The organism is Ancylobacter sp. Lp-2 (assembly GCF_020523795.1).
Lineage (GTDB): Bacteria > Pseudomonadota > Alphaproteobacteria > Rhizobiales > Xanthobacteraceae > Ancylobacter.
Genome location: NZ_JAJALI010000001.1, coordinates 497,538 through 509,513 on the forward strand (window position 1 = coordinate 497,538; position 11,976 = coordinate 509,513).

At 69.5% G+C, this 11,976-nt stretch carries 9 protein-coding genes; 7 read left to right on the plus strand and 2 right to left on the minus strand.

Translation table 11 applies throughout. The features are described 5' to 3' along the window. Positions 1-49: 49 nt before the first annotated feature. From ileS to LGR54_RS02405, 6 genes are all read left to right on the plus strand, one after another. Positions 50-3,112 carry an isoleucine--tRNA ligase gene (ileS, locus tag LGR54_RS02380; protein WP_230360367.1) on the plus strand — a complete coding sequence of 1,021 codons (3,063 nt, stop codon included), beginning with the start codon at positions 50-52 and terminating at the stop codon, positions 3,110-3,112. Then, positions 3,109-3,606, plus strand: coding sequence for a signal peptidase II (gene lspA, locus LGR54_RS02385; RefSeq protein ID WP_230360368.1), 498 nt, complete (start codon positions 3,109-3,111; stop codon positions 3,604-3,606). Before ileS ends, lspA begins: the two co-directional genes overlap by 4 nt. Positions 3,607-3,676: 70 nt before the next feature. Next, positions 3,677-4,381 (plus strand): hypothetical protein, encoded by a 705-nt coding sequence (locus LGR54_RS02390; protein WP_230360369.1) that lies wholly within the window; start codon positions 3,677-3,679, stop codon positions 4,379-4,381. A gap of 339 nt (positions 4,382-4,720) precedes the next feature. Beyond that, positions 4,721-6,085 carry a pitrilysin family protein gene (locus tag LGR54_RS02395; RefSeq protein WP_230360370.1) on the plus strand — a complete coding sequence of 455 codons (1,365 nt, stop codon included), beginning with the start codon at positions 4,721-4,723 and terminating at the stop codon, positions 6,083-6,085. 104 nt (positions 6,086-6,189) lie between these two features. Continuing rightward, on the plus strand, positions 6,190-7,536 hold the full coding sequence (locus LGR54_RS02400) for a pitrilysin family protein (protein ID WP_230360782.1): 1,347 nt from the start codon (positions 6,190-6,192) through the stop codon (positions 7,534-7,536). Between the two features lie 276 nt (positions 7,537-7,812). Next, complete coding sequence (locus LGR54_RS02405; RefSeq protein WP_230360371.1) at positions 7,813-8,883, plus strand: hypothetical protein; 1,071 nt, start codon at positions 7,813-7,815, stop codon at positions 8,881-8,883. A 102-nt stretch (positions 8,884-8,985) separates the two neighbouring features. Here the strand turns inward: LGR54_RS02405 and LGR54_RS02410 are convergent, their stop codons facing one another. After that, on the minus strand, positions 8,986-10,368 hold the full coding sequence (locus LGR54_RS02410) for a DUF3422 family protein (RefSeq protein ID WP_230360372.1): 1,383 nt from the start codon (positions 10,366-10,368) through the stop codon (positions 8,986-8,988). A gap of 251 nt (positions 10,369-10,619) precedes the next feature. Between LGR54_RS02410 and LGR54_RS02415 the strand changes: the two genes are divergently transcribed. Beyond that, complete coding sequence (locus LGR54_RS02415) at positions 10,620-11,375, plus strand: hypothetical protein (protein WP_230360373.1); 756 nt, start codon at positions 10,620-10,622, stop codon at positions 11,373-11,375. On the opposite strand, the gene LGR54_RS02420 is transcribed toward LGR54_RS02415, so the two are convergent. Further along, the gene (locus LGR54_RS02420; protein ID WP_230360374.1) at positions 11,368-11,775 is read right to left on the minus strand and encodes a hypothetical protein; all 408 of its coding nucleotides are present in this window, start codon (positions 11,773-11,775) and stop codon (positions 11,368-11,370) included. The two genes, LGR54_RS02415 and LGR54_RS02420, sit on opposite strands and share 8 nt — an antisense overlap. Positions 11,776-11,976 lie beyond the last annotated feature (201 nt).

Below are 11,976 nucleotides of genomic sequence, written 5' to 3' on the forward strand. Positions count from 1 at the left end.
GCCTCGCCGCTGCGCTTACACCGTGCCCGACAGCGTGAGGAGCCGGTCCATGACGAACCGAAACAGCGAAGGCCGCGAGCCGAAGACGCCCGACACCGAGGGCGGCGAGGCGCACGACTACTCGTCGACGCTGTTCCTGCCGCAGACCGATTTCCCGATGCGCGCCGGGTTGCCGCAGCGCGAGCCGGAATTCCTCGCCCGCTGGGAGGCGATCGATCTCTATCGCCGCCAGCGCGAGGCGGGTGCCGGCAAGCCGCGCTTCGTGCTGCATGACGGCCCGCCCTATGCCAATGGCAACATCCATATCGGCCACGCGCTGAACAAGATCCTCAAGGACGTGGTGGTGCGCTCGCAGGGCGCGCTCGGCCATGATTCCAACTACGTGCCGGGCTGGGACTGTCACGGCCTGCCGATCGAGTGGAAGATCGAGGAGCAGTACCGCGCCAAGGGCCGCAACAAGGACGAGGTGCCGGTCGTCGAGTTCCGCCAGGAATGCCGCGTGTTCGCGCAGGGCTGGATCGACGTGCAGCGCGCCGAGTTCAAGCGGCTCGGCGTCGGCGGCGACTGGGACCATCCCTACGTCACCATGAGCTACGACGCCGAGGCGCAGATCGCCCGCGAGATCATGAAGTTCGCCGCCAACGGCCTGCTCTATCGCGGCTCCAAGCCGGTGATGTGGTCGGTGGTGGAGCGCACCGCGCTCGCCGAGGCGGAGGTCGAGTATCACGACCACACCTCGACGACGATCTATGTGAAGTTCCCGGTCACCGGCTATCGCAAGAGCGCGGCGACCGCCGGCGGCCTGCCCAAGGGGCTCGACCCGGCCGACAAGGCTGCCGACATCCACCTGTTCCCCTCCTATGAGGGCGCCTCGGTGGTGATCTGGACCACCACGCCCTGGACCATCCCCGGCAACCGCGCCATCTCGTTCTCGAAGAACGTCACCTACGCCGTCTATGAGGTGACGGAGGCGGCGGCGGATAACTGGGCCAAGGTCGGCGAGCATTTCATCCTCGCCGACAAGCTGGCGGCCGAGGTGTTCAAGGCCGCGCGCGTCACCGGCTATGAGCGCCACAAGGAGGTCGATCCGACCCATCTCGTCTGTGCGCATCCGCTGCGCGGCGTCGAGGGCACCAACGGCTACTTCGACTTCGGCGTGCCCGTGGTGGCCGGCGACTATGTCACCGACGAAGCCGGTACCGGCTTCGTGCACATCGCTCCGGGCCACGGTGCCGACGACTTCAATCTCTACATCGCCGAAAAGCTCGGCGAGGTGCCGCACACGGTCGGGCCGGACGGCTATTATTACGAGCATGTGCCGCTGTTCGCCGGCCATCGGGTGATGGACGACAAGGGCAAGGACGGCGACGCCAACGATTTCGTCATCAAGACGCTGGTCGCCGCCGACAAGCTGATGGCGCGCGGGCGCATCAAGCACAGCTATCCGCATAGCTGGCGCTCCAAGGCGCCGATCATCTTCCGCAACACGCCGCAATGGTTCATCGCGATGGACAAGGACATCGCGGCGGCGGATGGCTCCTCGACCGTCGGCGACACGCTGCGGGCGCGGGCGCTCGGCGGCATCGCCGGCGTCGACTGGGTGCCGGCCTCCGGCGAGAACCGCATCAACGGCATGATCGAGAACCGCCCGGACTGGGTGGTGTCGCGCCAGCGCGCCTGGGGCGTGCCGATCGCCGTCTTCGTCAAGGACAAGGGCGACGGCACCGTCGAGATCCTGCGCGACGACCAGGTGAATGCGCGCATCGCTGCCGCCTTCGCCGCCGAGGGCGCCGACGCCTGGTACAAGGACGGCGCCACGCAGCGCTTCCTCGGCACCGACTACAGCGCCAATGAATGGCACAAGGTCGACGACATCCTCGACGTCTGGTTCGACAGTGGCTCGACACACGCCTTCACGCTGGAGGTGCGCGACGACCTCAAGGTCGACCGCGCCTTCAATGGCGGGCCGGACCGGGTGATGTATCTCGAGGGCTCGGACCAGCATCGCGGCTGGTTCCATTCCTCGCTGCTGGAGAGCTGTGGCACCCGCGCGCGGCCGCCCTATGACGTGGTGCTGACCCATGGCTTCGTGCTCGACGAGCAGGGCCGCAAGATGTCGAAGTCGATCGGCAACGTGGTCGCCCCGCAGGAGGTGATCAAGGCCTCCGGCGCCGACATCCTCCGCCTGTGGGTGTGCGCCTCCGACTATTCCGACGATCTGCGCATCGGCGCGGAGATCCTCAAGACCACGGTCGAGACCTATCGCAAGCTGCGCAACACGCTGCGCTGGCTGCTCGGCTCGCTACACCATTACCGCGAAAGCGAGCGCGTCGCCTATTCCGACATGCCGGCGCTGGAGCGCATGGTGCTGCACCGTCTGCACGAACTCGACAAGGTGGTGCGCGAATCCTATGCCGGCTTCGATTTCAAGCGGGTGAACGCGGCGCTGACGCAGTTCATGACCGCCGAGCTGTCGGCCTTCTATTTTGACGTGCGCAAGGACGCGCTCTATTGCGACCCGATCTCCTCGGTGACGCGCCGCGCCTGCCTGACCGTGCTCGACGAGGTGTTCCGCCGGCTGGTGATCTGGCTGGCGCCGATCCTGCCCTTCACCGCGGAGGAGACCTGGCTCGCCCGGTTCCCGTCGGTGGACGGCTCGGTGCATCTGGAGACCTTCCCCGACACGCCGGCCAAGTGGCGCGACGAGACGCTGGCCGACGAGTGGCGCAAGATCCGCCTGGTGCGCCGCGTGGTGCTCGGCGCGCTGGAGGTGGAGCGCGCCGCCAAGCGGATCGGCTCCTCGCTGGAGGCGGCGCCGGTGATCCATGTCGCGGATGCCAACCTGTTCGCGGCGGTGAGCGCGGTCGACCTCGCCGAGGTGTGCATCACCTCCGACGCGCATCTGATGCCGGATGAGGGGCCGAAGGACGCCTTCCGCCTTGACGACGTGCCGGGTGTCGCGGTGGTGCCGGCCAAGGCGGAGGGGCACAAATGCGCCCGCTCCTGGAAGATCTCGCCGCTGGTCGGCACCGATCCGGACTATCCGGACGTCACCCCGCGCGACGCGCAGGCGCTGCGCGAGCGCGCCGCCGGCCGGCGGGCCGCCGAATGAGGCTGCGCCTGACCGGCCCGCTCACCCGGACCGGCGCGCTCTACGCGCTGCTGGCGCTGGTCGTCGACCAGGCGTCGAAGCTGGCGGTGCTGCACGGCGTCGATTTCGGCGACGACGGCAAGGTGACGGTGCTGCCGTTCCTCGATTTCGTGCGGGCGTGGAACACCGGCATCAGCTACGGCATGTTCGCCGGCGGCTCCGATGGCTGGTGGCTGCTGGGCGGGCTGAAGATCGCCGCCGCGGTGCTGTTCTGGTTCTGGCTGGCGCGCACCGAGCGGCGCGTCGAGGCGGTGGCGCTCGGGCTTCTGATCGGCGGCGCCCTCGGCAACGCCATCGACCGGGTGGCCTATGGCGCGGTGTTCGACTTCGTGTCGCTGCACGCCTTCGGCTTCTACTGGTACGTGTTCAATCTGTCGGACGTCGCCATTGTTGCCGGCGTGGCGCTGCTTTTGTATGACTCTTTCTTCGGCGGCGCCCAAAAAACGCCGTCCTGAGGTGAAAACTGCGTTCGAGCCCTGCGCGCCGACCTTCTGTGTCGGCCGGGGGTCGGCAGGAGACGACCGGATGACGATAACGACCTTTGCGCCGCGCCAGCTTCTCGCGCGGAGCCTGGCAGGCAGTCTTGCCATCGCCGCCGCCTTCTCGTCGGGGCTGGTGGCGCTGACGCTGTTCGGCGTCGCGCCTGCCGCCGCCCAGGAAGACAATTTCACCGAGCAGATGCTCACCACCCTCGGCCTGGTGGCGCCGCCGGGGCCGGATATCGATTATCGCGAGCGCGGGCCCCTGGTCGTGCCGCCGACGGGCGACACGCTGCCCGCGCCGCGCGATGCCGCCGCGATCACGCAGAATCCGGCCTGGCCGAAGGACTATGACGACGAGCGCAAGAAGAAAGAGCAGGCGGCGTCGAAGAAGGTGAAGAACCACGTCAACGACAACGCGCAGACCCGCGCGCTCACCCCGGCCGAGATGGCCAGCACCCGCACCGGCGTCGCGTCCAACAACAAGGCGAAGGGCGAGAACGCGGCGGCGCGCGAGGACTGGTTGAAGCCGAGCGGCATGGATTTCCTCGGCTGGGGCGCCAAGAAGGAAGAGAAGCCGCTGGTGTTCGCCGGCGAGCCGGATCGCGAATCGCTCACCCAGCCGCCGACGGGTTTCCAGACCCCCGCCCCCGGCGCCGCCTATGGGGTGGTCGCCGACCGCCCCGAGGACAAGGCCTGGAACCCGCTCAGCTGGTTCGACCAGGTCCAGCGCAACAAGGAGCGCAACTGAGCGCCTCCTCCCGCAAGGCCGGCTCCAGAGCCGGCCTTTTGCATTTTTGGTCCGGCGCGCTCGGCGACCGCGACCGATGCTCGTGATGGGCGATCGCGATGGGCGATCACGGGGGATTGACCCTCGCCGGGGCTGAACCCTTGCGGTTCCGTGCCACCCTTACGGCGATTTAACCAGCGCAAGCATGTTCTTGTCGCCCCACTCGTGCGACGCTTGTGGAACATGTTGCGGGCACGCCCGACGCGCATTCGCCGGCTTTCCTCTCCGAACGGGGATGCGCCGGCAGCGCGGCATGCCCATATGACCCAACCGGATGCCGTTATGTCGACTGGAAAGCTGATGTCCGCTCTGTTGCTTGCCGCCGCCGCCGGCGCGGCCACCCTGGCCGCCCCCCGTCCTTCCGAGGCCGCCGAGGTGGCGCAATACACGCTCGACAATGGCATGCAGGTGGTGGTGGTGCCCGATCATCGCGCCCCGGTGGTCACCCATATGGTGTGGTACCGCGTCGGCTCGGCCGACGAGCAGCCCGGCAAGTCCGGCATCGCGCATTTCCTCGAGCACCTGATGTTCAAGGGTACCGCGACGCACCCCGCCGGCGAGTTCTCGCAGGTGGTGTCCAAGCTCGGCGGGCAGGAGAACGCCTTCACCTCCACCGACTACACCGCCTATTTCCAGCGCGTCGCCAAGGAGCACCTCAAGACGGTGATGGGCTTCGAGGCCGACCGCATGACCGGGCTGGTGCTGACCGACGAGGTGGTGCTGCCCGAGCGCGACGTGGTGCTGGAAGAGCGCCGCATGCGCACCGACAACGACCCCGGCGCGCAGCTCTCCGAGGCCGCGCAGGCGGCGATGTACACCAACCATCCCTATGGCCACCCGATCATCGGCTGGGAAGACGAGATCAAGCAGCTCAACCGCGAGGACGCGCTGGCTTTCTACAAGCGCTTCTACACCCCGAACAACGCCATCCTGGTGGTGGCCGGCGACGTCGAGCCGGAGGCGGTGAAGGCGCTCGCCGAGGAGACCTACGGCAAGGTCGCCCGCCGCGCCGAGACCGCCGAGCGGGTGCGCCCGAAGGAGCCGGTGCCGCGCGCCGAGCGCCGCCTCACCCTCGCCGATGCCCGCGTCGGCCAGCCCAGCCTGTCGCGTGCCTATCTGGTGCCGGCCTATCGCAACGAGCCCAAGGACAGCGTGGCGCTCGACGTGCTCGCGCAGATCCTCGGCGGCGGCTCGACCGGCCGGCTCTATCGCGAGCTGGTCGTGGAGCAGGGCCTCGCCGCCGGCGCCGGCGCCTGGTACCAGTCGACGGCGCTCGACGACACCCGCTTCGGCGTCTCCGCCACGCCGCGCCCGGATGTCGACATGGCCAAGCTGGAAGCCGCGATGGATGCGGTGATCGCCAAGCTGGCCGCCGACGGGCCGGAGGCCGCCGAGCTGGAGCGGGCCAAGACCCGCCTCGTCGCCGAATCGATCTACGCCCAGGACAACCAGGCGACGCTGGCGCGCATCTATGGTGCCGCGCTCGCCACCGGCACCACCGTCGACGACGTCAAGAACTGGCCGGACGAGGTGAAGCAGGTGACTGCCGACGAGGTGAAGGAGGTGGCGCGGCGCTATCTCGTTCCCGCGCGGGCGGTGACCAGCCAGCTGCTGCCCGCCCGCGACGCGGCCGCCGCGCCGGCCAGCCCGGAGAAGCGCTCGTGAGCGCCGCCGTCCACGCGCCGCGCGGCTTCGCCGCCCTGCTTTCGACCGGCGGCCTCGCCGCCGCGCTTCCGTCCGCCCGCAACCTCGCCGCAGGCCTCATTGCCATGACCGCCCTCGTTTCCCTCGCCCCGCCCGCCTCCGCCCAGTCCGAGACCACCCGCATCCAGCGCGTGGTGAGTCCCGGCGGCATCGAGGCCTGGCTGGTGCACGACACCACGCTGCCGCTGGTGGCGATGGAGATCGCCTTCGTCGGCGGCGGCGCGCAGGATCCCGCCGATAAGCCCGGCGTCGCCAGCCTTGCCGCCTCGCTGCTCGACGAGGGCGCCGGTGACCTCGACGCCCGCGCCTTCCAGGACAGGATGGCGGAGAAGGCGATCGAGCTGCGCTTCGATGCCTCGCGCGACATGGTGGGTGGTTCGCTGCGCACCCTGTCGGAGAATGTCGGGCCGGCCTTCGAGCTGATGAAGCTCGCAGTGACGACGCCGCGCTTCGATGACGAGGCGGTGGAACGCATCCGCCAGGGCCAGCTCGCCGGCCTGCGCCGCCGCGCCAACGACCCCTCGACGCAGGCGAGCCTCGCCTGGTCGGCGAAGGCGTTCCCCAACCATCCCTATGGTCGGCCGCTGTCCGGCACGCTGGAGAGCGTGCCCGCCATCACCCGCGGTGACCTCGCCGGCTTCGCCAAGCGCACGCTGGCCCGCGACAATCTCAAGATCGCCGTGGTCGGCGACATCTCCCCCGAGCAGCTCGCCCCGGCGCTCGACCAGATGTTCGGCGGGCTGCCGGCCAAGGCCGAGCTGACGCCGGTGCCGGACGTGGTGCCGCAGGGCCTCGGCGCGGTGGAGGTGAAGGCCCTCGACGTGCCGCAGACCTCGATGGTGTTCGGCGGCATCGGGCTGAAGCGCAACGACCCCGACTTCATCCCCGCCTTCGTGCTCAACCACATGCTGGGCGGCTCGGCCTTCTCCTCGCGGCTGTTCAAGGAAGTGCGCGAGAAGCGCGGCCTGGCCTATTCGGTGTATAGCCACCTCGCGCCGCTCGACCATGCCGGCCTGATCCTCGGCGGTACCGCCACCAAGAACGAGCGGGCCGGCGAGACGGTGGAGCTGATCCGCGCCGAATATCTGAAGCTGCTGACCGACGGGCCGAGCGAGGAAGAGCTCGCCGACGCCAAGAGCTACCTCATCGGCTCCTTCGCGCTGCGCTTCGACAGTTCCGCCAAGGTGGCCTCGCAGCTGCTGCAGATCCAGATCGACGACCTCGGCATCGACTATATCGACCGGCGTAACGAGCTGGTGGCGGCGGTGACGCTCGACGACATCAAGCGTGTCGCCGGCCGGTTCCGTGAGAATCCGGCGCTGCTGTTCAGCCTGGTCGGCAAGCCGGAAGGGCTCGCGGCCGCCGGCATCGTGCCGGCCAAGGACGCGCCGAATGGCGGTTCGGGCGGCTGAACGGTCATCCCTGGTTCCCCCGCGCGGCGTTGCTTTGCTATAAGAGCGGCCGCACTGGAGCTTCCATCGGGCGGGCCTCGCGGCCCGATCGGTGGAAAACGCTCTGGATTCAACGAACTGGAGCATGTTCTCGCCGCAAAGGCCGTTCAGCTTTCGCGGTGGATGCTCTTTTGGGATCGGCGGATGACGCGAAAAAAGCGCGGTATGGCGGCCATGGCGGCGGCGCCTCCTGCGTTGCGGGCGGGCGTCACGCCGGGAGGACAGGGGAACGTGCCTATGCGTGAAGGCGTTTTCGGCATCTCGGGGATGACGGGTTCTGCGCGCCGCCTCATCATCGTGCCGGCTCTCGGACTGTTGCTGGCGGGTTGCGCCGGCGGCATCGGGGGCGGCGGCAATGAGGGGCCGATGGGCGGCGGCAATGCCGACGGCCAGGGCGGCTTCGGCTCGACCATGGAAACCACCAGCGTCGCCCCGACGTCCGGCTCGTCCTCCGGGCCGACCGCCGTCGGGCGCGCCGCGCCGGCCGCGCCGGCGCTGCCGGCCCCGGTGACCGCCGCGCGCGGGACCGGCTCGACCCAGACTGTGGTGGCCGGCAATGGCAGTGGCGGCGCCAATTCCGCGGCTGGCATCGATCCCGACGACTATAGCTGCCCCGGCGTGCAGGTGCGCGGCGGCGCCGCCAGCTGGCAGGTCACCGACGGTGCCGAGGGCGGTATCCGCTATCAGGCGAATCTCGGGGCCTTCTCGCGCGAGTGCCATTTCGCCCGCCCCGACATGAACATGCGCGTCGGCATCCAGGGTCGGGTGCTGCTCGGTGCCAAGGGGACCCCCGGCAAGGTGACGGTGCCGCTGCGCCTCGCCGTGGTCGAGGAGGGCCCGACGCCGAAGCCGGTATGGACCAAGCTCTATACGGTGCCGGTGGAGATCGGCCAGGGCGTGGCGCAGGTCGATTTCGGCCTCGTCGCCGACGACGTCACCTTCCCGCTGCCGACGCCGGCGGCGCTGGAGCGCTACGTCGTCTATGTCGGCTTCGATTCGCAGGCCGGCGCGGCCGAGGCGCGGCGCACCACCCGCCCGCGGCCGGCCGCCCAGGCCCGGCCGGCCCAGCAGCCGGCGCAGCCGCGCCCGGCTCAGGCCAGCCCGGCCGCGACGCCGGCAGCCGCCACCGCGGCTCCCGTGCGCTCGACCCCGGCGCCGGCGGCGGCTTCGTCGTCGTCGCCGATGATCGGCACGCCGCAGACCAGCACCGCCCCGGCGGCCGCGTCGTCCTCCTCCGCATCCTCGTCCAATAGCGGGACGCAGTGGATCGGCGCGCCGGCGCCCTCGACCGGCGGCTTCTCGCAATAGGCGAAGCCGTTCCGCCCTGCCGGCCGAAAGCCTTTGTCGCCGAAGCCCGCCCCGTTGGCGGTGGCGGGCTTCGTTGTTTCCAGCCGCTCGGCGCCGGCCGCATCAGCCCTCGTCGAAATGTCCGCGCCGGATACGCCGCACCACCATCCAGATCGCCAGCACCACGAAGGGGACGGCCAGCGCGGTGGCGATGCCGACATCGTAATGCAGGCCGGCATGCTCGGCGGCGGTGTGCAGCCCCTCCAGCACATGGTGCAGCAGGCTGACCACATAATAGGAGATCGCCGCCACCGACAGGCCTTCCACGGTCTGCTGCAGGCGCAGCTGCATGCGGGCGCGCTTGTTCATCGAGGACAGTAGGTCGCGATTCTGCTGCTCGAGCTCGACGTCGACGCGGGTGCGCAGCAGGTTGGCGGCGCTGGTGAGCTTGAGCGACAGGTTGGCCTGCCGCTGCTCGGTGGTCTCGCAGGTGCGCATCGCCGGCTGTAGCCGGCGGGCGAGGAATTGCTGCCAGGTCGGGAAGCCGGCGATCGGCCGCTCGCCGATGGTGCGCAGGCGCAGGCCGACGATCTCGTCATAGGCGCGGCTGGCGCCGAAGCGGAACAGCGAGGCCGCTGCATCCGCTTCCACCTCGGCGGCGAGCGAGGTGAGCTCGTCGAGCAGCTTGTGATTGGCGGCGAGACCCTCGGTGTTCTTCATCTCGGTGGTGACCGCGCGCAGCCGTTCCTCGACGCGGGCGATGGCGGGCGCGAGGCGCATCGCCTCCGGCAGGCCGAGCAAAGCGAGGGTGCGGTAGGTCTCGATCTCCAGCACCCGCTGCACGAGGGCGCCGGCGGCGTCCGGCGTCATGCCGCGGTCGCGCACCAGGATGCGCACGAAGCCGGCGACGTCGGGCTGGAAGTCGGTGGCGATCTCGGCAAAGCCGTCCTCGACGTCCGAGCGCGCGAGGCTGGCGCGGTCGAACAGCCGCTCGAGGCTGAGCGAATCGGCGGTGTCGGTGGTCAGATGCAGGTCGACCGCCACCAGCAGCGGGCCCGGCTGCGGCAATTGCGCCAGCGACGCCATCAGGCTCGCCGAGGACGGGTGGAAGGGCAGGCCACCGGCGACGATGTCCTCCGCCGGCAATTCCCAGGTGTAGGTGGTGAATTCGGCGTGGCGCTCCCAGCGCACATGCACGCCGCCAAAGGCGGCGCGGTGCTGCTTGGCCTGCTTCGAAGGCGCCGGCTGGCCGCGCGCGGCACACAGCGCGGCGAAGGCGTCGCGGTCGGCGCGGGCTTCGTCGCGGTTCACCAGGAAGGCGAGGTGCAGCAGCCGCGCCGGCGTCGCCGCGGGCACGAAGGGGCGCGCATGCAGCTCCGCCAGCACCCCGGCGCGCAGCGGATGATCGCGGAACGGCGACAGTCCGGAGGCCGGCGTCGCGGGTGATGTGCCGGATGGCGGGCTTGCCGGGGCATCGGATGCGCCGGACACGGTGACATCGGCCATGACGAACCTCCCTGAAGCGCCGCGGGCGACGCCGCGCGGAACTTTACCCCGGCCGCAGCGGTTGCACGGAGGCGATGGCAAGGCAAGGCCGCTTCGTCCCGTCAGGGTGCGAAACCGGGTCGCGGGACGGGCTTCTGTGACACGGATGCATTAACGGCCGGGCAATGCCGATCGCGCTAGGAATTTTCGATTGCATTGCCAAATGTGGCGGATGCATGAAAGTTGTGCTGGGTCGGCTTGGGAATCGAAACATGACATTGCTTGCGCGTATGTGGGGTCTGTGCGTCGTCCTCGTTCTCGCCCTCGCAATGTCGTCACCCGCCGGTGCGCAGACCGCTGCCCGGACGGATGCCAAGCCGCGCGTCTATTTGCTGCGCGGGCTCGCCAACATCTTCTCGCTCGGCATGGACGATCTCGCCAAGAAGCTGAACGCGCGCGGCATCAAGGCCACCGTGCATTCCTATGCCGACTGGCAGGCGGTGTCGGCCGCCGCGGTCGCCGAGGCCAAGGCCGGCAAGCGCCGCCCCTCGCCGGTGGTGATCGTCGGCCATTCGCTCGGCGCCGACGCGGCGGTCTATATGGGCAACAAGGTGAGCGGCGAGGGCGTGCCGGTGCCGCTGGTCGTCACCTTTGATCCGGTGACGCCGACCACCGCCTCGGCCTCCATCGGCAAGGTGGTGAACTATTACGTCGCCTCGGGCTCCGGCAAGCCGGTCGCCGGCCCCAAGGTGCAGAACATCAATATGGGCGGCAACGACAAGATCGGCCATTTCAACATCGACAAGTTGGCGGAGCTGCACGCGCAGGTCATCGGCATGATTGACCGCCCGGCCCCGCGCCCGCGCCGGCCCCGCCCGGTGACGCCGGCCGCGCCGGTCGCCACCACGCCGCCGGCATCGGTGCCCGCCGTGGCGACGCCGGCCGCGACGACCAGCAGCGCCGCGCCAGTGGCCGCGCCGGCCACCGAGACCGCCGCGGTCCCGGCCGCCGTCCGCGCGCCTAATTGAGCTCGACCGACACCACCTTGAAGGTGTGCATCTCGCCGTCCTCGTCGCGCAGCGAGACATATTCGCCCGGCGCGAAGGCGTGGTCGCCAAAGCGGTAGCCCGCCTCGTCATCCTCCGCCGCGCCCTGGTCGTAGTCGAACACCCAGGTCGCGCCATTGGCGCCGCCGGCGCGATGGATCAACCGCCCTTCCTCCGGCCGCTCATTGCCCCAGAACCGGCGCACCGTGCATTCCTGGCGGACGAGGCGCCAGGCGGCGAGGTCGATATGGCCGGTCTCGTCGAGCGGGGCGACGAATTCATAGCCGTACCGTGCGCTGCCCTCCGGAAACTCCTTCGAGCGGGCGAGATGGAGGCGGATGCGCTTCAGGGTGGCGGCGTCGGCGGACGAGTGGGCGGTCATCGGACGTTTCTCCTCTCACGCGGCATGCATGGGCATGCTCCTTCTTCTCTCCATGAGGTGATCCTCGCCTTGATCCGGCGCAAGGCGTGCCATGCCATGGCGCGGCGAATTGATCGGGCTCGACCAACAGATGAGGGGCTGTGGTCTAGATTTTTTACCAGAGGCGGTGCATTGGTTCTCTAGAACGGGTCGAATGACCGT